The organism is Clostridioides sp. ES-W-0016-02, assembly GCF_020641035.1.
In the GTDB taxonomy this organism is placed as follows: Bacteria; Bacillota; Clostridia; order Peptostreptococcales; family Peptostreptococcaceae; genus Clostridioides.
On record NZ_CP061361.1, the window covers coordinates 888,177 to 911,114 of the forward strand.

A 22,938-nucleotide genomic window follows, 5' to 3' on the forward strand; every position below is an offset into this window, starting at 1 on the left:
ATAAATTTTATTTAAAAAAATTAAGGGAATTAACAACAACTACAGGTGTATAAATTAAAAGCAAAAAGATACTTTCTAAAAGAAAGTATCTTTTTTATATTATGTATTTATTTTAAGATAAATAGAAATGTATAGTATTAATTTGTTGAAAGAAGAGTTATTTTTAATTATTTAGTATTTTCATTAGTAGATAATTATATCATGTATTAATAATAATGATATAAGAGAAATAAATTAAATTAGTTTATCTAAATACAATATTATTTTAAATATAAATTTATTTTTATATATAAATCTTAATGATTTCAATAAGAACGCAAATACAGTAATAAATAATTATGACCATTATAGGTATGTTAAGTATTTTCTAATTATAGAAATTGATTTGTAAAAAATTTAACACTGTAAAAACGATTTCATATAAAATAACAGGATATAAAAATATTATTAATTCATAATAATAAAATAAATATATAAAATTTACCTAATTAGAAATAAAAAAATTAAAATTGTAAATTTTTAGAAAAATTACGGTTGAATTAACTTGACAAAAATGTTATTCTTTTGTCAAATGTATGTTAAATTATAAATTTTTACTATTATTTCTAGAGGGGATGATTTTATGCAAAAAAATGTAAAAAAAGCAAAAGCAACAGGCTCTATTCTAGCTATATTTGGAGTTGCAAGTGTTCTTTTTAGTTCGCATGCAGGTGGAGGGTTTGCTACAGGTAATCAAGAAACACAGTATTATGTGCAATATGGATGGATTGCACCACTCATGGCAATTTTAGCAATGATTATACTTACTGCCACTATGAGAGAAGTTATTATAATGTATAATAATAATAATTGTAAGAATTATAAGGACTTATTTTGTGAACTTTGGAATCCATATCCAAAGCTTGAAATAATATGGGAGATATATTATTATTTAATGGTTTTAATAGCTGTAAGTGCTGTTATAGCAGGTGCAGCAGCAGTTTTCCAAAGTATAGGAATTAATTATTTTATAGCTGTCTTTATTATCGGAATTGTACTTCTTGTTTTTACTATATTTGGAGCTATGCTTGTATCTAAAGCAGCAACAGCAATGACAATAGCTATATTAGTATGTACTCTTACTATTTTCATAGTGGGTATAAAAGCTAAGGTACCAGAAATATCTGAAATATTTTCAAATAAAACGAGCTTCACACCTGGATACTTTAAGCCAATACTTAATACTCTTATTTATGCAGGATTCCAATCAGTTGTTATACCTACACTTGCAAGCTGTTCAAGACCACTTCTTAAAAATTCCAAAGAAGCTACTAAAGCAATGCTAGTTTCATTTGTTATGAATGCAGTTGCGTTGGGGCTTGCTGTAACTATGTTAATGGGATGGTATAGAGAATTTACTGCTGCTGGGCAAACAACTCTTCCTACTCTTTATGTTGCAGGTCAATCTGGAAATAACACTATATACATAATTTATAATGTAGCACTATTCCTTTGTTTGATGTCTACAGGAGTAACTACAATATTTGGTCTTGTAAATAGATTTGAAGACCATAAAGCACTTTCTTTCCTTTCTTCAAAAATGAAAAGAAGAGTATTTACAGCATGTGCAATAATGGTAGTATCAATGCTTATATCTTTGACAGGGTTAAGTAACATAGTTAAGTATGGATATGGGTATTGTGGCTATCTTGGTCTATTCACTATAGTTATACCTTTTCTAACATTAGGTCACTATAAGAATAAGAAATTTGCCAAAGAACATCCAGAGGCTAAGTGGCCAGCTGATTTAGATGAGAATGTTGAGAATTTATAGTATAAATTAGTAGTTTAAGTATAAAAAGATGGTCTAGAAAAGATTCATTAATGATGATTTAAGTGAAAAATTAATATAATATTAATAGCAGAAAAAATTTAAAATGATGTTAACAATATTATTAAAATGAAATGATATGAAAATAAAGTAAAATATAAAAATGTATGTGAATTTATATAGGATAAGTACGCATACATTTTTATTTATGACTTTATTCAATTTTTATTTATACTGTCTTTATTTATACAATAAATATTGAAAATATGTTTTATTATTTGATAGTTGCCTTATATATTATAATTCTATAATTCTTCTATTAATTTTAGATTCTATAGCTGTTTCAATTTCACTTAACATTCTCTCATTTTTAGGGTCAATAAAAGCACAAGTATAACCCTGTTCTCCAGCTCTACCAGTTCTACCAATACGATGAATATAGTCTTCAGGCGTTTCTGGTAAATCGTAATTATATATGTGACTTACTCCAGATATATCAAGACCTCGAGAAGCTACATCTGTGGCTATTAAATATTGTATTTCTAAATTTCTAAATGATTTCATTATTCTTTCTCGCTTTGATTGTGCAATATCACTATGCAACTTTTGACAATTATATCCTCGTATAGCAAGAGCCTCTTCAAGGTTGTCAACTCTTCTTTTAGTTCTACAGAATATTATAGCCATAAAAGGATTGTCTTCATTTAAAACACTGCATAAAGCATCTAATTTCTTTCTATCTGTAGTTTCTACTACTTCCTGCTTTATATTAGTAAGAGTAATTTCTTCTTTTTCAATAGAAACAACAACAGGATTTTTTGTATATCTATAAGCTAATTTTTTAACTTGAGAATCCATAGTTGCAGAAAAGCATAATGTCTGTTTTTTATTTGAAGTTTCTTTTAAAATAGCTTCAACTTCATTTTTAAATCCCATAAGCAACATTTGGTCTGCTTCATCTAAAACAAAAGTTTTTAATTTGCTAAGGTCAATTGTTTTTCTATTTAAGTGGTCTAGAAGTCTACCTGGTGTAGCTATAATCATATGAATATTTCCTTTTAGTTTTTTTATCTGAGAGCCAATGTCTTTTCCACCATAAGCTGCTAGAATATTTATATCCTTAGATTCTTTAAGTTTTATAGCTTCTTCTGTTATTTGAATAGCAAGTTCTCTAGTTGGAGACAGTACAAGTACTTGTATATCATCTACATCTAATGATATATTCTCAAATATCGGAAGCAGGAAAGCCAGTGTTTTACCTGTCCCAGTCTGCGCTTCGGCTATGACATCTTTTCCTGATTTTATTAAGGGGATACTTTCTTTTTGTATAGGTGTAGGTGTTGTTATTCCTGATGTTTTTATAATATTTATAGTATTTTCGCTAATTCCTAAGCTCTTAAAATCCATTATTATCTTACCTTTCATGAAAAATTTTCTATTTTATTAATCAATTAATAATATCATATTTGTAAGTATTTTTAGTAATTTTTTCGATTATTATTTATATAGTTTAAAAATATAGTGTATAACTCTTAAAATATAGTGTAGATTAAATTGGATTTTAGCTAGAATTTTAGAGGTTTATTTTAAAAGGTTTTTTGAAAATAAATCTATTTATAAATTAAATTAAAATGCAAGAAAAACATAATAACTTTCATTTTTAAGAAGTTTTCACAAAAAGGAAAAAATATAGTGCAATAATTAATATAAAGTAATATAATAGATTACAAGATATGAAAAGCTAAAAAAATAAATTGCAAATGAAATTAAAATGAATAAAAAATAAAAAAATAATCAAAAGTTAGAGACATCACTGAAAGATAAGACCTAATATTATTAAAACTAAATGTATACTAAGGGGGGCATTAATATGTGCATTATATCAAAAGATAGAGCAAAGGAAATCAAAATAGTAGATACTACTTTAAGAGATGGGGAACAAACAGCTGGGGTTGTATTTGCGAATAGAGAAAAAATAATGATTGCTGAAATGTTAAGTGATTTAGGTGTTGACCAAATTGAAGTTGGTATACCTACTATGGGTGGAGACGAAAAAAATGTAATAAAGCACATATGTAATAGAAATTTAAAAGCAGATATAATGGCTTGGAATAGAGCAGTGATAAAAGATGTTGAAGAATCTATTTCTTGTGGTGTTGATGCAGTAGCCATATCAATATCAGTATCTGATATTCATATAGAAAATAAACTTAGAACTTCTAGAGGTTGGGTTTTAGAGAATATGGCTAAGACAGTTGAATTTGCAAAGAAAAACGGATTATATGTTTCAGTAAATGGAGAAGATGCTTCAAGAGCGGATATCGACTTCTTAACTGAGTTTATAAATGTTGGAAAGCAAGCAGGAGCAGATAGATTTAGATATTGTGATACAGTAGGAGTTATGAATCCTTTTTCTATAAAAAATGCAATAGAAACTCTTTACGAAAGAACTAATTTTGACATAGAAATGCATACACATAATGATTTTGGTATGGCAACTGCAAATGCACTTGCAGGATTAGCAGCAGGAGCAAATTATGTTGGAGTTACAGTTAATGGCTTAGGCGAAAGAGCTGGAAATGCAGCATTAGAAGAAGTTTTAATGGCACTTAAATGCATCTATAAATGTGATTTAAATAACGTAGATACTAGAAAATTTAGAGGAATATGTGAATATGTGTCACAAGCATCAGGAAGAATACTTCCTACATGGAAACCAGTAGTTGGAGATAATATGTTTATACATGAATCTGGTATACATGCTGATGGAGCATTAAAAGACCCACATAACTATGAACCATTTGACCCAAGTGAAGTAAATCTTGAAAGAAAAATAGTAATAGGAAAGCATTCAGGAAGAGCAGCAGTAATAAATAAATTGAGTGAATATGAAATGTATATTTCTCCAGAAAACGCTACCAAATTATTAAATGCAATAAGAGCTACATCTATAAGATTGAAAAGAAGTTTGATGGATAAAGAGATTCTTCAATTATATTGTGATATACTAGCACATGAAAAAGGTACAACAGAAGAAGAAGCAGTTAGAGGTTCATATATTTAAGATATAATTGTTTAGGAGGAAAGTATGGGAGATAATATAGTTTATAAAATAATCAAAAAACATATAGTGGATGGAGAGGCTGTTGCTGGCAATTCAATTGGGATAAAAATAGACCAGACCTTAACACAAGATTCCACTGGAACAATGACATATCTTCAATTAGAAGCTATGGGCATAGATAAAGTAAAAACAAAAAGAAGTGTTGCATTTGTAGACCATAATATGTTACAACAAGGATTTGAAAATGCAGATGACCATAAATATATACAAACAGTAGCTGACAAATACGGTGTTTATTTTTCTAAACCAGGAAATGGTATCTGCCATCAAGTATTTTTAGAAAGATTTTCAACACCAGGAGATACACTTTTGGGTTCTGATAGTCACACGCCTACTGCTGGTGGTGTTGGTATGATGGCTATTGGTGCTGGGGGATTGGATGTTGCTCTAGCTATGGCAGGAGGAGCATACTATATAAAAGCACCAATCGTCTGTAAGGTAAACTTAGTTGGAAAATTAAATAATATGGTATCTTCAAAAGATATAATATTAGAAGTGTTGAGAAAACAAACTGTAAAAGGTGGCGTAGGTAAAGTCTACGAATATGGAGGAGAAGGAGTTAAAAATCTATCTGTTCCACAAAGAGCCACAATAACAAACATGGGAGCTGAACTTGGAGCAACTACTTCAATATTCCCAAGTGATGAAAAAACATTAGAGTTTTTTAAGAGTCAAGGAAGAGAAGATGCATGGATGGAACTAAAACCTGATTCAGATGCAGTTTATGATGAAGAGATTACTATAAACTTAGATGAATTAAAACCATTAGCTGCAAAGCCTCATAGTCCAGATAATGTAGATGAAGTTGAAAATATAGGAAAGATAAAAATAGACCAAGTTGCGATAGGAAGCTGTACAAATTCTTCTTATGAAGACTTAATGAAAGTAGCTCAAATCTTAAAAGGAAACAAAGTTCATAAGAATGTAAGTTTGGTAATAGCACCAGGCTCAAGACAGGTTATGGAAATGATAGCTAGAAATGGAGCTTTAGGAGATATAATAAGTGCTGGAGCTAGAATATTAGAAAACTCTTGTGGGCCATGTATAGGTATGGGGCAATCTCCAGGAACTGATTCTGTATCCTTAAGAACTTTCAATAGAAACTTCTATGGAAGAAGTGGAACTCTATCAGCACAAGTATATTTAGTGAGCCCAGAAGTAGCAGCAGTAAGTGCTATAAAAGGAGAACTTACAGACCCAAGAGAATTTGATGTTAAATTTGAAAACTTAGATGTAAGTGAATTTTTAATAGATGATAGTATGATAATAAAGCCTTCTGATGTAGGAAGTGATGTAGAAGTAGTTAGAGGTCCTAATATAAAACCTTTCCCTCTTAACACAGAACTAAGTGAGTCTATAAGTGGAAACGTAATATTAAAGACAGAAGATAATATAACTACTGACCATATAATGCCATCAAATGCCAAGTTACTTCCTTTTAGAAGTAACATACCATATCTTGCAAACTATTGTTTTAATACTGTGGATACAGAGTTTCCTCAAAGAGCAAAAGATAATAATGGTGGATTTATAATTGGTGGAGACAACTATGGACAAGGTTCAAGCAGAGAACACGCTGCTTTAGCACCATTATATCTTGGTGTTAAAGGAGTAATAGTAAAAAGTTTTGCAAGAATACACAAAGCCAATTTAATAAACAGTGGAATAATTCCAATGGAGTTTTGTGATGAAAAAGATTATGAAAATTTATCTCTTTTAGATAATCTGGAAATACCAAATATTTTAGATAATTTAGATAGCGGTGTTTTAGAGGTTAAGAATATAAGTAAAGGAACTTCTTTCAAAGTTAAAGTCGAATTATCAGCAAAAGAAGTTGATGTATTAAAAGCAGGTGGAAAATTAAATTACACTAAGAATCAAGCTAATTAATATGAAAAGAGGGAATATTGATGTATAAAGTGACACTTATACCAGGAGATGGAATAGGTCCAGAAGTTGCGAAAGCTATGAAAAAGGTTGTAGAAGCTACTGGAGTAGAGATAGAATGGGAAGAAGTTAATGCAGGAGAAGCAGTTATTGAGGAATATGGAACTCCACTTCCTCAATATATTATAGATAGTATAAAAAAGAACAAAATAGCTATAAAAGGTCCAATCACTACTCCTGTGGGGAAAGGGTTTAGAAGTGTAAATGTAACTTTGAGACAAGCATTAGATTTATATGTTAATTTAAGACCAATTAAGAGTTTTAAAGGTATAAAGTCAAGATATGAAGATGTTGATTTAGTTGTAGTAAGGGAAAATACAGAAGACTTATATGCTGGTATAGAGCATAAGATAGGTGATTATGCAGCTGAAAGTATAAAGATAATAACAAGAGGAGCAAGTGAGAGAATTGTTGACTTTGCATGTAACTATGTTAAAGATAACAAGAGAAAAAAAGTCACTGCTATACATAAAGCGAATATAATGAAAATGTCTGATGGTTTGTTTTTAGATGTATTTAGAGAAGTAGCATCAAAACATGGTGTTGAGTATGATGATTTAATTGTAGATGCAGCAGCTATGAACTTAGTTTTAAATCCAGAAAATTATGATGTAATGGTAATGCCAAATCTTTATGGAGATATACTATCTGATTTAGGAGCTGGTCTTGTTGGAGGCTTGGGTATAATTCCAAGTGCAAACATTGGTAAAGATTGTGCTATATTTGAAGCTGTTCATGGAAGTGCTCCACAAATAGCTGGGCAAAATAAGGCTAATCCAACAGCGCTTATTCAATCATCAGTAATGATGCTTAGATATTTAGGAGAATATGAAAATGCACAAAAGATAGAAACAGCTCTAGAAAAAGTATTTCTTGATGGAAGCAAATTAACTGTAGATTTAGGTGGTTCAGCTTCAACTACCGAATTTGCAGATGAGGTATGTAAGTATATTTAGTTGTTGTTTATAATAATATGATGTAAGTTTTAAAAAGAGCTGTTAATTGTATACGGGACAATTAACAGCTCTTAATTTAGTTTTGTAATGATATATTTGTAAACATCCAGTCAAAAACATAAATAAATGTAAAAAGATTGTTTTTTTAGTTGAGTATTCAACCAATATATGGTAATATACAAATATAGTTGAAAGTTCAACTAAAAATATTTTGAATTTAGAGATATTGATTGGAGGTGTATTTGATTAAAACTTTAGACAGTAATATATTAAGAGAAGTTGGTACTTTATCTAGAGCAGTAAATTCAATAAATGATATGAAGTACAAAGAATTAAAGTTACAAAAAGGGCAATTTACTTTTTTAACACGAATTTGTGAAAATCCTGGAATAAACCTTGTAGAATTATCAAATGTGTTAAAAGTAGATAAGGCCACTACAACTAAAGCTATACAGAAGTTAATAAAAGCTGGATATGTAGATAAAAAGCAAGATGAGTTTGACAAAAGAGGATACAATTTAACTCCTACCAATAAATCTTTAGAAGTATATGAGCTAATAATTGAAGAAGAAAATAGAAGTATAGAAATATGTTTTAATAATCTTACAGATGAAGAGAAGCAAACAGCAAATAATATACTAGAGAAAATGAGAAAAAATATAGAAGAAGAATGGTTTAGAGTAAAAAGATAATAAATTAATGGATGAATATAAGGAGATATTTTTATGATTAGAAAAGCAAATATAAGTGACTTAGATAGTATTATGGGAATTATAAAATCAACAGTTGAAGAAATGAAAGGCTATAATAATACACAGTGGGATGAAAATTATCCATCAGATAAAGACTTTATTTCTGACATTGAGAAACAAGATTTATATGTAGAAGAAGTAGATGGAAAAATAGCAGGATTTATATGTATTAATTATGATGAACCTAAAGAATATATAGATTTAAATTGGTCATCTAATGATAAGGCTATGGTAGTACATAGAATGGCAGTAAATCCAAGTTTTAGAAAGATGGGAATTGCATCTAGACTAGTTAATTTTGCTGAAGAATTAGCTAAAGAAAACGATGTATCATATTTAAAGAGTGATACATATTCAATAAACTCAAAGATGAATTCATTGCTTATAAAATGTGGCTTTATTAAAATTGGTGAAATGAGTTTCCTAGGAAAAGAGAAATCTTTCTATTGTTATGATAAAATATTATAAAAAGTATTTATCATACAAAGGCTAAAGGATACATTTTTAGTACTAGTAGGGGAATAATGTAAGCCAAATGTATGCTATTATGAAAGGGTTGATTTAGATGATTGAATTTCTAAAAAAAAGAAGAAGTATTAGAAAGTATAAAAATGTTGAAGTAGAAAAAGAGAAGTTAGATAAGATATTAAAAGCGGCTCTTTTAGCACCATCATCAAAGGGACTTAGAACATGGGAATTTATCGTGGTAGACGATAAAGAAACATTGACTAATTTATCTCAGTGTAGGACTAAAGGTGGTGGGTTTTTCCTAAAAAATGCACCTTTAGCTATTGTAGTTATTGGAGATAAAGAAAAAAATGATGTTTGGATAGAAGATGCAAGTATTGCTGCTTCATATATACAGCTTCAATCTCATGAGCTTGGATTAGGTTCTTGTTGGATACAGGTAAGAAATAGGATGCATGATGATAGTATAGATGCTGATAAATATATTAGAGATGAACTGAACATACCTGATAAGTACAGTGTAGAATGTATAATTTCTATAGGCTACCCTGATGAAGAAAAAAAATCATACTGTGACTCTGATTTGGATTATGAAAAAGTCCATTTTAATAAATTTTAATGTATAATATATTATATTAAGACAGTATGTTTTTTTGATATTGTTAATATATATTTAAAATTGTAAAAATATATCTGAATTTTACTAACTTATATAAGGGTTATGTACAAGGATTTTAAAGATAAGTATAGAAATTAATGTTTATAATCGATACATAACTATAGTAACAAAATTTAAGGAGGTTCAAATATGGGTATATTTAAAACAAAAATTGATGAGGATTGGAAAGTAAATTACATCAAAGAATTTAATGAAATGAGAGACTCTTATGAGAGTAAGCTCCAAAAAAAACAATTTGAAGTAGATAGTTTGAAATCAGAATTAGATAGACTTAGAAGTTATAAAAATAGTCTTAAGCCAAAGGAAAAGCAAATTACTGATGATGATATAAATAATATAAAAAACTTGAGAAGAGATGGTTTAAGCTATAAAGAAATTTCAAGTGAAACAAGTTGGAGTAAAGCAACTGTGAGTAGAGTACTAAATGGACTTTACGATTAGTATACACATGGGGTGATTTAAATTGGGGATGAAGTATAGTTATAAAAAATGTATAATAGATTCTATTTCATTGATGTTCATAGTTCAGATAGTAAGAATGATTTTAAATTATATACTTCTAAGTCAATTTGAATTTACTCTTGAAAATTTTAATATTGTAAATTTAATTTCTTTTACACTAGTTGGATTATCATTAATTTTATTTTTGAAAAATAGTTCTTTGTATAATAAAATGAGAAATAGAAAGATTACAGAAGCTTTCAAGGAAAATAAAGATAGTGTACTTATAAAAAGGTGTAAGTTGATACTTTTTATAGTAGTCTTATCTCTAGTTGTAATCTCAATTTATTATAATAGAAGCTATATGTTTTTTAATGTAACTATGGTGACTTTATCTGTATTAATAATTCCAGTATTTGAAGAATTATTTTTTAGAGAGTACATCTGGAATTATTTAAACAATTTTATAAAATCAAAGAGTAAAGTTGTATGTATAACATCTATATTATCTGGTATTTATAATATAGGATATATAGATGTTATACGCAATTACATAATGTTATATAATAACTCTTACTATACATTTGAAGTTGTTATTTCAAAAATTATTATAGGTACTGTTTTTGGTATTATACTTGGTATTGTTAAGTCAAGATTTAAAGATGTAAGCTTTTGTATAATATTGAGAAGTCTGTTTACTATACTTACTAGACAGATAATATGATTATATCTACTTAAATAATTGTAATAAGTGTATGAAGAGAATAAATGATAGCTATATATATAAAATAAACTCTAATATCTGGAGTTTATTTTTTTGTATGAAGTTATTTTAATAAATTTATATAAGAACTGGATAAATTGCTACAATACAAATTGAATGTAAATATATTTTCTATCACAAGTAAGAAATAAATTGTATTACTTATACAATTTATTTTTTTAAATATTAAGAAGACTATTTGACAGGTTAGCCAATAATATGATATTTATATAAAATAAGATGAGTGTACAAACTAAAACTAATTATGAATGAGAGTGATTTACTTGAAGAAATTTTATGAAATATATTTAGATTTAGAGAAAGATATAAGAAATAATGTATATGAAGTAGGAGAGCTTTTACCAACAGAAGTAAAGCTTGCTCAAAAATATCGAGTATCAAGAGAAACTATTAGAAAAGCACAGTCGCTTTTACTAGAGAAGGGGTTTATACAAAAAAAACAAGGTAAAGGGGCTATTGTTTTAGATATAAATAAATTTGAAATAGAAGGGTCAGGGTTGATTAGTTTCAATGAATTACAAAAGAATAAAAATTTAGATACAGAAATAAGTGTACTAAAAAATAAAAAGGAGATTATGCCCTTAGAAATTTGTAAAAAACTAGATATAGATACAAAAACTAAGATTATAGCAGTTGAAAGACTTAGAAAAATTAATGGAGAAGCTGTTATTTTAGATAAAGATTACTTTATATCTGAAATAATACCAGAAATACCATTAACAGCGGTTCAAAGTTCAATATTTAATTATATAGAGAAAAATTTAGAACTAAAAATAGGTTATGCAAATAAAGAAGTAACAGTAGCTCCTGTTACAGAAGAAGATAAAATATTGCTAGATGTTGGAACAGACACACATGTTGTAGTGATACGAAGTGAAGTTTATTTAGAAGATACAAGATTATTTCAGTATCATGAATCTAGACATAGAGTTGATACATTTAGATTTGTAGATTTTGCAAGAAGAAGAAATCTTTAATTATATAAAAAGAGTGTCTTTTTTGTACTGTACCCTCAATTGTTAAATCAAAATTCTAATGATTGGGTTTCAGTATATTTAGACACTCTTTTTTTATTAGACCATATATTATTTAATTTTCTATAAATTCTTTATTAAAGTATTTGCTCTTTGAGAATATGTATGTAAGGATACAAGTAATGGCTATAGAAAGTCCCATTGCCAAGAAGTAAACACCCCATTGGTCTGTAAATATAGATAAAAACGCTGGTAACCCTGATATACCTATAGAACTTGCTTTAACATTAAAGTAAGATACAACCCCTCCAGCTATACCTGCACCTATCATAGATGCTATGAATGGGAAACGATAACGTAAGTTTATACCAAATATTGCAGGTTCAGTAATACCTAACCAAGCTGAAATTGAAGCTGTTAATGCAACACCCTTGATTTTTTTATTTTTTAATATAAAGAACATTGTCAAAGCTGCTGCACCTTGACCAAGGCTAGCCATAACTTGTATTGGCCATAATGTAGCAAATCCTAAAGTACCTATCATTTGTAAATTTATACCTAAGAATAAGTGATGCATTCCTGTTATAACCAATGGAGATAATATGAATCCAAAAAGTGCTCCTGCAAGGACTGCATTAATTTCAAATAATCCAAGAATTCCACTTGTAATTAAGTTTGCAAATGACATTGTTATAGGACCTATGATAGAGAATGTTAAGAAACCAGTTATTAATAATGTAAGAGGAGCAACAAAAATAAGTTGAACCATCTCAGGAATTTTTTTAGTTAAGAACTTTTCAATTGTTGCTAGAAGATAAGAAGAACATAAAACAGGGATTACTTGTCCTTGATAGCCTATTTTAGCAATATTAAAACCTAATATATTCCAGTAAGTAACAGCTTCAGGTGTTTTAGAGTATTGTGCACCAGGCATTAAATCTGGATTAATTAAAATAAGACCTAATACAATACCAAGTACAGGATTTCCTCCAAACTTTTTAACAGCTGACCAACCTATTAGTGCAGGTAAAAATGAAAAAGAAGTATTTGCTATAAGATTAATCATATTAGATATACCAGCCCAATTGCTATGAACTTCTAAAAAGGGTTGTTCATAGAAAATTCCTGGGTTAGCAAGTAGATTATTTATACCCATCAATAAACCAGAGGCAACTATAGCAGGTAATATAGGAATGAATATATCTGCCAACACCTTTATAGCTTTTTGAAGTGGATTTAATTTTTTATTAGAAATCTCTTTAACCTCAGATTTTGTTGCTTCCTTAAGCCCCGTAATTTCTATTAATGTAGCATAAACTTTATTCACAAGACCTGGACCTATAATAACTTGAAATTGACCATTTGAGGTAAAGCTTCCTTTCACTATATCTATTTGTTCTAATTGCTTTACATTAACTTTACTTTCTGAATTTAGAGCAAATCTTAATCTAGTAATACAGTGTGTTGCAGATATTATATTCTCTACTCCCCCAATTGCTTCAAGGATTTGTTCAACCTGCTCTTTATGATATGTATTTTCTTTTAATGTACTCATAAAATTACCTCCCCCTTAGAATGTGATGTTGTATAGACAAATCTTGAAAATAATATACCATAGAGAAATTTTTATGTCAACGTTATCCTAAATTTTTCTGAAATTTAATTACTAAAATATAAATTGTATATTATTGGAAAATCAGAAAAGTAAGAGAAAATTTGGAAGGAGTATAGGGAATATATTTTTTTATTTAGAGTAAATATTGATTTTAACAAAAAAAAGGTTTATTATAAAAATATAAAAATTGTCTAGACAAAAATGAAAGGAAAAATTTGCGTATGGATTTCAAGAAGAAAGTTATTTATCAAATATATCCAAAATCATTTAATGATTCTAATAATAATGGGATAGGAGATTTAAAAGGAATTATAGAGAAATTACCTTATTTATATAAATTAGGTGTAGATATAATTTGGATTAACCCATTTTTTGTTTCTCCACAAAGGGATAATGGATATGATATTGCTGACTATACATCAATAGATTCTATGTTTGGAACTATGGAGGATTTTGAAAAGTTAGTGGATGAAAGTAAAAAATATAATATAGAGTTGATGCTGGATATGGTGTTAAATCACACATCAACAGAACATAAATGGTTTAAAAAAGCTTTGGCAGGAGATAAAAAGTATCAAGATTTCTACTTCATTAGAGATGGCAAAGAAAATAATCAACTACCAACAAATTGGAAATCTAAATTTGGTGGAGATGCTTGGGGAAAATTTGGGGATACAGATAAGTACTACTTACACTTATATGATGTTACACAAGCCGACCTCAACTGGCGTAATCCTGAGGTTAGGGAAGAATTATATAAAGTTGTAAATTTTTGGATAGATAGAGGAGTTAAGGGGTTTAGGTTTGATGTAATAAATGTAATTGGCAAAGATGAAGAATTGAAAGACTCTACAAATAATATAGGAAAAGAAATGTATACAGATAAACCTATTGTCCATGAATTTATTAAAGAAATGAATAAAGAAACTTTTGGAAGAGTTGAGGGCATAACAACTGTTGGAGAAATGTCTTCAACAACTATTGAAAATTGTATCTTATATTCTTCTCCAAAAGAAAAAGAGCTTTCAATGACATTTAATTTTTATCATCTAAAAGTAGATTATGAAAATGGAGAAAAGTGGAGCGATATGCCTTTTGACTTTATGATGTTGAAAAAACTCTTAAATGAATGGCAAGAAAAGATTGAAAGTGGCGGTGGCTGGAATGCACTATTTTGGAATAATCATGACCAACCAAGAGCTATTAGTAGATTTTGTAATGAAGAATACAGAGTTGAAGCATCAAAAATGTTAGCTGCTACAATACATCTATTAAGAGGAACACCATATATATATCAAGGTGAAGAAATAGGTATGACAAATCCAAATTTTGAAAGAATAGATGATTATTTAGATGTTGAAACTCATAATGCGTATAGTGAATTTTTAAAAAATAAAATTGAAAAAGAAACAATAATGAATATTATAAAGTCCAAATCCAGAGATAATAGTCGTACACCTATGCAGTGGTCAGATAAATTAAATGCAGGTTTTACAAATGGGAAGCCATGGATTAAAATAGCTGAAAATTATAAAGAGATAAATGTTGAAAAGGAACTTAAAGAAGGGTCAATTTTTAACTTCTATCAAAAGTTAATATCTTTAAGAAAGCAATTAAATATTATATCTGAAGGTTCCTATAAGGGAATTTTACTAGATAATGATAAGGTTTATGCTTATGTTAGAGGCTTAGAAAATGAAAGATTAATAGTATTTAACAACTTCTATGATTGTGAAGTTGAAGTTGAGATTAGTGAGGAATTTTTAGGAAAATCATTTACATATTTGATAGGGAACTATGAAAAGCGAGATTTAGAACCTAAGTTAGAGTTAAGACCTTATGAAACAGTAGCATTTTATAGTAAGGATATAAAAAAATAATGGAAAGAGGTAGTATTAATGAAACCAAATATTTTACTTATGATTTCTCATGACAGTGGTAGAAAATTCAGTAACTATGGATATAATGTGGAAACTCCATGTATAAATAAATTAGCTCAAGAAGGAATTCAATTTGATAATTATTTTTGTGCAGCACCTCAATGCAGTCCAAGTAGAGGAAGTATACTAACTGGATTATACCCTCACAATAATGGGTTAATGGGACTTGCACATCTAGGATTTTGTATAGATTCTAAACATACAACACTTCCTATGGAGTTACAAAAAAACGGATATGAAACAACATTAATAGGACTAAGCCATGAAACAATAGATGAAGCACCACCAATAAAAGATAGAGTATTTTCTTCAACTTATGACTTAGGATATGATAATTTTATAGCGGTTCCAGGGGATAGAGCTCCTAAGGTTGCTAAAGAGGCAGTTAAATTTTTAGAGGAATATAAAGAAAATCAGGAAAAGCCATTTTATTTAAATATAGGATTTTTTGAAACACATAGAGATTTTGATGAATATAAACCTTATGCAGATAAATTGGATGAAGTAGAGGTATTTAAGTTTTTACCCGATACAGAAGATGTAAGAAAAGATATAGCTTTATATAATGGTTCAGCAAAAGTATTGGATGAGGCAATAGGCAAAATATATAATAAATTACAAGAAACAGGATTAGATAAAAATACAATTGTTATACTGACAACAGACCATGGAGTTGCTTTTCCAGGAGCTAAAGGAATGTTAAAAGAAGCAGGATTAGAGACAGCACTTATAATTTTATTACCTAATTCCTCTCAAAAAAATGTAAAAAAAGAAGCATTATTATGTAATGTTGATTTATTGCCAACGATACTAGATTTAATTGAAGCTGAAATTCCTAAAAATATAGATGGAGAAAGTTTTGCCAATTTATTAAAAACTAATGAAGATATAGGTAGAGACTCATTCTTTACAGAAATGACATGGCATGACCAATATAGACCAATGAGAGGCATAAGGACTAATGAATATAGCTATGTTAAAAATTTTGAAGATGGGCCTAAAATATATATTACAGTTGATTCACATTTGAGTTTATCAGGTAAAGCTGTTAGAGATAAATTTTATGTTCCTAATGATAAAGAAGAACTTTATGATTTAAGAAAGGACCCACTAGAAGAAAATAATCTAATAAATGATTCAGATTATCAAGATATAGCAGAGGAATTGAGAAAGAAAGTTGATAATTGGATGTTAGAAACGAATGACCCACTTTTAAAAGGACCTGTAAAAGGAACAGGCTCAAGTAGATGGAAAACAGAAATAGAAGAGGGTAGAGCTTATCCAGGAAGAGACGAATATTATAGACTATTATCTGATAAGTAGAAAATATTAAACAAGTAAAAAATATTTAATAAAGAAGGTCTTTTATAATGAAAAGTATATCAGTTTTAATTAAACCTGTTTCATCGTTATGTAATTTGAGATGTAGATATTGTTTTTATGGAAATGTGAGTGATTTAAGAGAAGTAAAATCCTATGGTATTATGCAGGAAGATACTATAAAAAACATAGTAAATAATACATTTGAAATTTTGGATAATGGAGATATAGTTACATTTGCTTTTCAAGGTGGAGAGCCTACTTTAGCTGGATTAAGATTTTTCCAATATTTTATTGAGTATGTTAGTAAAATAAAAAAAAATATAACAGTAAACTACTCTATTCAAACGAATGGAACTCTTATTGATAATCAATGGTGTGAGTTCTTAAAGAAAAATAATTTTTTAGTAGGATTATCATTAGATTTATTAGAAGACTTGCATGATAAAAATCGTGTATATTCAGATAATAAGGGAAGTTATATAGACGTAATAAGTACAAAAGGACTAATGGAAACACACAAAATAAACTTTAACATACTGTGTGTTTTGACAAAACAGATTGCACTTAATCCAAAAGAGGTTTTTAATTTTATAAAATTAAACAATGTGAAGTATATACAGTTTATCCCTTGTTTAGATGATTTAGACTTTAAAACTAAGTCAGAGTACTCTTTAGAACCTAAATATTTTGCATACTTTTATAAAATAATATTTAAGCTTTGGAAAAATGAGTTTAATAAAGGAAATTATATAAGTATTAATTTGTTCGATAATCTTATATCCGTTTTAATTACAGGAATTCCTAGTACCTGTGGGATAATTGGGAAATGCCAACCACAATTTGTAATAGAGGCTGATGGAAGTGTATATCCATGTGATTTTTATGTACTGGATAACTTTAATTTAGGTAATATAAAAGATAATACTTTATTGGATATTTTAAGAAAATCTAAAATGCAAGAATTTTTGCATAAAGATATAAACAAAGAAAGTATTTGTTTAAAGTGTAATTTTTACAAAATATGTGGTGGTGGATGCAAAAGAATGAAAAATTCTATGTATATTGATTCTAGTAATAATTACTGTGGATATAAAGAATTTTTAATGTCTACTTTTGGTGATTTAGAAAAAATATCAGTATTAGTATATAAAAATCAAATACCAAAATAATTTTAGTATTTAGCATTCTAAGTTAAAGTGATTAAAAATTATGTATAATTAAAGGGTTTTGAGCAGAGTAAATTTAGTTAGGATGGTTTTAAATGAATGTAATTTTATTTGCAATAGCTGTACTTTCAACAACTATAGGAGCTATAACAGGCATTGGTGGAGGTGTAATAATAAAGCCAGTACTAGATTTGATTGGAATATTTGATGTTTCAACTATAAGTGTGTTATCATCTTTTACTGTGTTATCGATGGCAATTGTTTCTGTATATAAACAAATTAAATCAAAACTTTTTAAAATAAACTTTAGACTTATTTTAATTGGTGTAGCATCAGTATTAGGAGGTACTATAGGTCAAAGGTTATTAGATTTATCTATTTCATATGTAAATAATCCTTCTATAATAAAAATAACTCAAAATATTATGATGATTATTTTGTTAGTAATGGTTTATTTATATAGAGATAAAAGTTTAAATGTTAAGTTTAATACTAACATTACATATTTTATTGTTGGCATTTTTTTAGGGGTTACATCTTCATTTTTAGGAATAGGTGGAGGTCCTATAAATGTGGCCGTGTTTACAATATTATTTGGATTATCAGCTAAAGAAGCTGCGTTTAATTCCATTATAACTATTTTATTTTCTAATATTTCAAAGTTAGTTACAGTTTTCATAAATACAGGGTTTGGTATATATGATTTATCTGGATTACCTTTTATGATAATAGGAGCAGTGTTGGGAGGAATTATAGGTTCCTCTATTAGTAAAAATATGGATGACAAAAGAGTTAAATATATGTTCTCGTATATGACTATAATTATTACTGGAATAAATATATATAGTATATTTCAGGTAATATATTTTATGAATTAAAGTGTATAATGTAGATAATACGAGAAGTTAATTTAAATTATTGGAATGAGGAGATTTAATATGTTCAAAAAGTTATTCTCAAAAAATAAAAATGAAGAAGTAAAAAGTAATTATATAAAAGGAATATTACAATCGCCACTTACAGGGAAAGTATTAAGTATAACTGATGTTCCTGATGATGCTTTTTCTAGTAAAATGCTAGGTGATGGGATTGCTATAGAGCCACAAGAAGGAGTCGTATCTTCTCCTGTTGATGGTGAGGTGATTCAAGTGTTTTTGCCATCTAAACATGCTATATGCATAAAGAGTGAAGATGGTTTGGAGATACTAATACATATCGGATTAGATACTGTAAAGATGAATGGAGATGGATTTGAAGTATTAGTAAATGCAGGAGATAAAGTTTACTGTGGGCAAAAACTTATAAGATTTAATTTAGAAAAAATTAAAAAAAGCGTTAAATCTGTTATAACTCCTATAGTTATAACCAATTCTTATGACATAGATAGAGTTGAAATTTTAAGAACTGGAGATATATGTATTGGAGAAGATTTAATGAAAGTTTATAAGTAAATAGGTTTTACCAAGAGGTTTTGTCTAAATAAAAAATATTATAACTATAAAATGGCTGTATATAATAATATTGAAAGAGTGTAGGTATGCTTATTTTATTAAGGATACCTTTTTTTTATTGTGTTTTATAGAAAATTTATCTGCATAAATAAAGTTTTTAAAACTCCATTCTTATAATTATTTTACTTTTACTAATTATATTACTTATAATAATTTCTGATATTTATGAATTGTTATACTTTTTAGAACTCTATTTTTAAATATATATTGACATATATATATTATCTATTACAATTGATATAAACTAATAAAAATAAAATATTATTAATCAAATTATTGAATGGAGGAATAGAAATGAAATTTGTAACTTTCTGTACTGGCAATGAAGAAAATATAGGTGTATTTAACTCAGAAGCAAATAGTATATATGAAATTAATAGTTTGGGATTAAGTAAATTATATACAGATATGAATGATTTTATTGAAAATGTATCTACAGGTGATTTAGAAAAAATAAAAAACAATTCATTTGAAAATGCAAAGTGTTATAAGTTAGAAGAAGTGAAATTATGTTCCCCAATTGTAAGACCTAAAAAAGATATTATATGTTTAGGTCTAAACTATAAAGACCATGTCAATGAAATTCCAGATGGTGTTATAAAAAATGTAGTTATGCCAGACTATCCAATTTATTTCTCTAAAAGAGCAGATAAGGCAATTGGAGTAGATGATAAGATAAGTTTGCATGGAGATTTAGTAGAAAAGCTGGATTATGAATCAGAGCTAGCAGTAATTATAGGAAAAGAAGGTATAAATATATCAAAAGAAGATGCCTATGAATATATATTTGGATATACAATAATGAATGATATAAGTGAAAGAGCACTTCAAGACAAACATGTGCAGTGGTATAGAGGAAAAAGTTTAGATACACATACCTCTATGGGGCCTTGCATAGTACATAAAGAAGAATTTGAGCATCCTTTAAAACTGGATATAAGTAGTGTGGTAAATGGAGAAGTAAGACAAGATTCTAATACAAAATATTTTATATTTGATATACCTACTGTAATAAGTGATTTATCAAGAGGAATGACTCTAAAACCAGGAGATATAATTTCAACTGGAACTCCAGCAGGTGTTGCTATGGGAATGAATCCTCAAGTATATTTAAAACATGGTGATGTGGTTGAATGTAAAGTCGAAGGAATAGGAGTTTTAAAAAATATAGTTGATTAATGGATAAATATGCCATATAATTTTATTAGTACGAATAATTTAATTAATATGGGATTAGTCAAATTTAAGATTAATTTACTATAGAGAGGGATGAGTATATGGCAAAAGAACTAGAACTAAAGTATGGCTGTAATCCAAACCAAAAACCATCAAAGATTTATATGAAAAATGGAGAACTTCCTATAGAAGTATTAAATGGAAAGCCTGGATACATAAATTTTTTGGATGCATTTAATAGTTGGCAACTTGTAAAAGAATTAAAAGAGGCTACTGGTCTTCCAGCAGCAACTTCATTTAAACATGTAAGTCCAGCAGGTGCAGCAGTAGGTATACCTTTATCAGATACTTTAAAGCAAATATACTTTGTTGATGATTTAGAGCTTTCTCCATTAGCTTGTGCTTATGCAATGGCAAGAGGGGCAGATAGAATGTCTTCTTATGGAGATTTTATAGCACTTTCAGATGTGTGTGATAAAGAAACTGCAACTATTATAGCGAGAGAGGTTTCTGATGGTGTAATAGCCCCAGGATATACAGATGAGGCTCTTGAAATATTAAAAGGAAAGCGTAAAGGTAATTACAGTATTGTAAAAATTGATGAAAATTATACTCCTGAACCTATTGAAACAAAGGATGTTTATGGAATTACTTTTGAACAAGGCAGAAATGAAATATTAATAAATGAAGACCTGTTAAAAGATATCCCAACTGATAATAAAATCTTTACAGATAACGCAAAGCGTGATTTAATTATAGCTCTTATCACATTAAAATATACACAATCAAACTCAGTTTGTTATGTTAAAGATGGACAAGTAATAGGAGTAGGTGCAGGACAACAATCACGTATTCACTGTACTAGACTTGCAGGTAATAAAGCTGATATTTGGTATCTTCGCCAACATCCTAAAGTATTAAATTTAAAATTTAAAAAAGATATAGGTCGTCCAGATAGAGACAATACTATTGATGTATATCTTTCTGATGATTATATGGATGTACTTGCTGATGGTATATGGCAAAATTTCTTTGAAGAAAAACCAGAGCCTCTTACTGGAGAAGGTAAAAGAGCATGGCTTAAAACTCTAACAGGAGTAGCTCTTGGTTCTGATGCATTTTTCCCATTTGGAGATAATATAGAACGTGCTAAAAGAAGTGGAGTAAGTTTTATAGCACAACCAGGTGGCTCTATTCGTGATGATAATGTTATATTAACTTGCAATAAGTACAATATAGTTATGGCATTTACTAAAAATAGATTGTTCCATCACTAAAGTGTAAAGAATATAAATTAAATACTGATTAAATTAAAAATCTACAACAAGTTTTGTTGTAGATTTTTTTATTTGCTGTATAATTTTAAATAGAACTTTATTTTTAGATATTCAATTTGGAGGATGATATGGCTTTAAATATAAGAGACTATAGCCTATTGTGTAGTCAGGGTACAGCTAAATTTAATGAAGATGTAGTTGGTATAAGCCCATTTGGTGCGTGGATTTTGGATGGTGCGACAGGGCTCAATGGAAAAAACTTAGTATCAAATGAAAGCGATGCAAGATGGTATGTTCAGTGGTGGAATAAGTATTTATATAAAAATATGAATAGAGAAGAATCATTAAAGAGTATTATAAGTAGTGGGATAAAAGAAGTTAAAAAAGAGTATGAGATGAAATTAAATGGAATAAAGGTCGAAAAATTAGATTTGCCATCAAGTTCTATAGTCATTGTTAAGTTTCATGAAAATAAAGTAGAGTATTTTTTATTAGGAGATTGTGCTTTGTTTATTAAAAATGGAGATTCTAAAGTCATAAAAGATAGAACTATCTGTAAATTTGATAATGCTGTGTTTGATGAAATGAGTAAGTTTTCTAATTTAAAAGAAATGACTTTTGATGAGATAAAGTCAAGTGTCATGGATACAATAGTAAGCAATAGATTGAAAAAGAATACCAAAGATGGATACTGGATATTGGATTTTGATGAGGATGCTGTGGAAAATTCAATATATGGATACTTAGAAATAAAAAAAGATTTTCAATTGATGTTAACAAGTGATGGCTTTACAAGTGCATGTGATAGGTATAACCTCATAAAAGAAGAAGAATTGATACATATAGCAGAAAAATTTGGTATAGGATATATACATAATAAAGTTAGAGACTTTGAGGATAACGACTATAAAGCAATTAAGGTTCCAAGATTTAAAGTAAAAGATGATTCATCCTGTTTGTATCTAGATATATATAATGATTAGATTATATGAAAT

The 22,938-nt window shown here is 28.3% G+C and carries 20 protein-coding genes; 18 read left to right on the forward strand and 2 right to left on the reverse strand.

What is annotated here, in order from left to right; genetic code table 11:
* The first annotated feature begins 622 nt into the window (after positions 1 to 622).
* Positions 623 to 1,813: a hypothetical protein gene (locus IC758_RS04475; protein WP_227482974.1), complete on the forward strand. Its 1,191-nt coding sequence runs from the start codon at positions 623 to 625 to the stop codon at positions 1,811 to 1,813.
* 294 nt (positions 1,814 to 2,107) lie between these two features.
* Here the strand turns inward: IC758_RS04475 and IC758_RS04480 are convergent, their stop codons facing one another.
* On the reverse strand, positions 2,108 to 3,235 hold the full coding sequence (locus IC758_RS04480) for a DEAD/DEAH box helicase (protein WP_227863168.1): 1,128 nt from the start codon (positions 3,233 to 3,235) through the stop codon (positions 2,108 to 2,110).
* A gap of 445 nt (positions 3,236 to 3,680) precedes the next feature.
* Between IC758_RS04480 and nifV the strand changes: the two genes are divergently transcribed.
* The 9 genes from nifV to treR all read left to right on the forward strand — a co-directional run bounded on the left by nifV (position 3,681) and on the right by treR (position 11,938).
* The gene (gene nifV / locus IC758_RS04485; protein WP_227433357.1) at positions 3,681 to 4,874 is read left to right on the forward strand and encodes a homocitrate synthase; all 1,194 of its coding nucleotides are present in this window, start codon (positions 3,681 to 3,683) and stop codon (positions 4,872 to 4,874) included.
* 24 nt (positions 4,875 to 4,898) lie between these two features.
* Positions 4,899 to 6,824, forward strand: coding sequence for an aconitate hydratase (locus IC758_RS04490; protein ID WP_227855408.1), 1,926 nt, complete (start codon positions 4,899 to 4,901; stop codon positions 6,822 to 6,824).
* Between the two features lie 20 nt (positions 6,825 to 6,844).
* Positions 6,845 to 7,837, forward strand: a complete 993-nt coding sequence (locus IC758_RS04495) for an isocitrate/isopropylmalate dehydrogenase family protein (protein ID WP_227482972.1) — start codon at positions 6,845 to 6,847, stop codon at positions 7,835 to 7,837.
* Positions 7,838 to 8,079: 242 nt separating this feature from the next.
* Positions 8,080 to 8,529 carry a MarR family winged helix-turn-helix transcriptional regulator gene (locus tag IC758_RS04500; protein WP_227482971.1) on the forward strand — a complete coding sequence of 150 codons (450 nt, stop codon included), beginning with the start codon at positions 8,080 to 8,082 and terminating at the stop codon, positions 8,527 to 8,529.
* Positions 8,530 to 8,562: 33 nt separating this feature from the next.
* On the forward strand, positions 8,563 to 9,057 hold the full coding sequence (locus tag IC758_RS04505; RefSeq protein WP_227482970.1) for a GNAT family N-acetyltransferase: 495 nt from the start codon (positions 8,563 to 8,565) through the stop codon (positions 9,055 to 9,057).
* A gap of 97 nt (positions 9,058 to 9,154) precedes the next feature.
* Positions 9,155 to 9,676, forward strand: a complete 522-nt coding sequence (locus IC758_RS04510; protein ID WP_227433352.1) for a nitroreductase family protein — start codon at positions 9,155 to 9,157, stop codon at positions 9,674 to 9,676.
* Between the two features lie 189 nt (positions 9,677 to 9,865).
* Positions 9,866 to 10,177 (forward strand): helix-turn-helix domain-containing protein, encoded by a 312-nt coding sequence (locus IC758_RS04515; RefSeq protein ID WP_227433351.1) that lies wholly within the window; start codon positions 9,866 to 9,868, stop codon positions 10,175 to 10,177.
* A 28-nt stretch (positions 10,178 to 10,205) separates the two neighbouring features.
* Positions 10,206 to 10,901 carry a CPBP family intramembrane glutamic endopeptidase gene (locus tag IC758_RS04520; protein ID WP_227860988.1) on the forward strand — a complete coding sequence of 232 codons (696 nt, stop codon included), beginning with the start codon at positions 10,206 to 10,208 and terminating at the stop codon, positions 10,899 to 10,901.
* Positions 10,902 to 11,215: 314 nt separating this feature from the next.
* Positions 11,216 to 11,938 (forward strand): trehalose operon repressor, encoded by a 723-nt coding sequence (treR, locus tag IC758_RS04525; RefSeq protein WP_413927240.1) that lies wholly within the window; start codon positions 11,216 to 11,218, stop codon positions 11,936 to 11,938.
* A gap of 112 nt (positions 11,939 to 12,050) precedes the next feature.
* On the opposite strand, the gene treB is transcribed toward treR, so the two are convergent.
* The gene (gene treB / locus IC758_RS04530) at positions 12,051 to 13,490 is read right to left on the reverse strand and encodes a PTS trehalose transporter subunit IIBC (protein WP_227433349.1); all 1,440 of its coding nucleotides are present in this window, start codon (positions 13,488 to 13,490) and stop codon (positions 12,051 to 12,053) included.
* A gap of 281 nt (positions 13,491 to 13,771) precedes the next feature.
* Here treB and treC point away from each other — a divergent pair, with 281 nt between their 5' ends.
* From treC to IC758_RS04570, 8 genes are all read left to right on the forward strand, one after another.
* Entirely contained in the window at positions 13,772 to 15,430 is a 1,659-nt protein-coding gene (gene treC / locus IC758_RS04535) for an alpha,alpha-phosphotrehalase (RefSeq protein ID WP_227855404.1), read from the forward strand.
* A gap of 18 nt (positions 15,431 to 15,448) precedes the next feature.
* Entirely contained in the window at positions 15,449 to 16,813 is a 1,365-nt protein-coding gene (locus tag IC758_RS04540) for a sulfatase (RefSeq protein ID WP_227855403.1), read from the forward strand.
* A gap of 47 nt (positions 16,814 to 16,860) precedes the next feature.
* Complete coding sequence (locus tag IC758_RS04545; RefSeq protein ID WP_227855402.1) at positions 16,861 to 17,982, forward strand: radical SAM/SPASM domain-containing protein; 1,122 nt, start codon at positions 16,861 to 16,863, stop codon at positions 17,980 to 17,982.
* A gap of 92 nt (positions 17,983 to 18,074) precedes the next feature.
* Positions 18,075 to 18,857: a sulfite exporter TauE/SafE family protein gene (locus tag IC758_RS04550; RefSeq protein ID WP_227824752.1), complete on the forward strand. Its 783-nt coding sequence runs from the start codon at positions 18,075 to 18,077 to the stop codon at positions 18,855 to 18,857.
* Positions 18,858 to 18,917: 60 nt separating this feature from the next.
* Positions 18,918 to 19,430 (forward strand): PTS glucose transporter subunit IIA, encoded by a 513-nt coding sequence (locus tag IC758_RS04555; RefSeq protein ID WP_227433344.1) that lies wholly within the window; start codon positions 18,918 to 18,920, stop codon positions 19,428 to 19,430.
* A gap of 354 nt (positions 19,431 to 19,784) precedes the next feature.
* Positions 19,785 to 20,669 carry a fumarylacetoacetate hydrolase family protein gene (locus tag IC758_RS04560; protein WP_227433343.1) on the forward strand — a complete coding sequence of 295 codons (885 nt, stop codon included), beginning with the start codon at positions 19,785 to 19,787 and terminating at the stop codon, positions 20,667 to 20,669.
* Between the two features lie 98 nt (positions 20,670 to 20,767).
* Entirely contained in the window at positions 20,768 to 21,943 is a 1,176-nt protein-coding gene (locus tag IC758_RS04565) for a phosphoribosylaminoimidazolecarboxamide formyltransferase (protein WP_227855401.1), read from the forward strand.
* A gap of 128 nt (positions 21,944 to 22,071) precedes the next feature.
* Positions 22,072 to 22,926, forward strand: coding sequence for a hypothetical protein (locus IC758_RS04570; protein ID WP_227855400.1), 855 nt, complete (start codon positions 22,072 to 22,074; stop codon positions 22,924 to 22,926).
* Positions 22,927 to 22,938 lie beyond the last annotated feature (12 nt).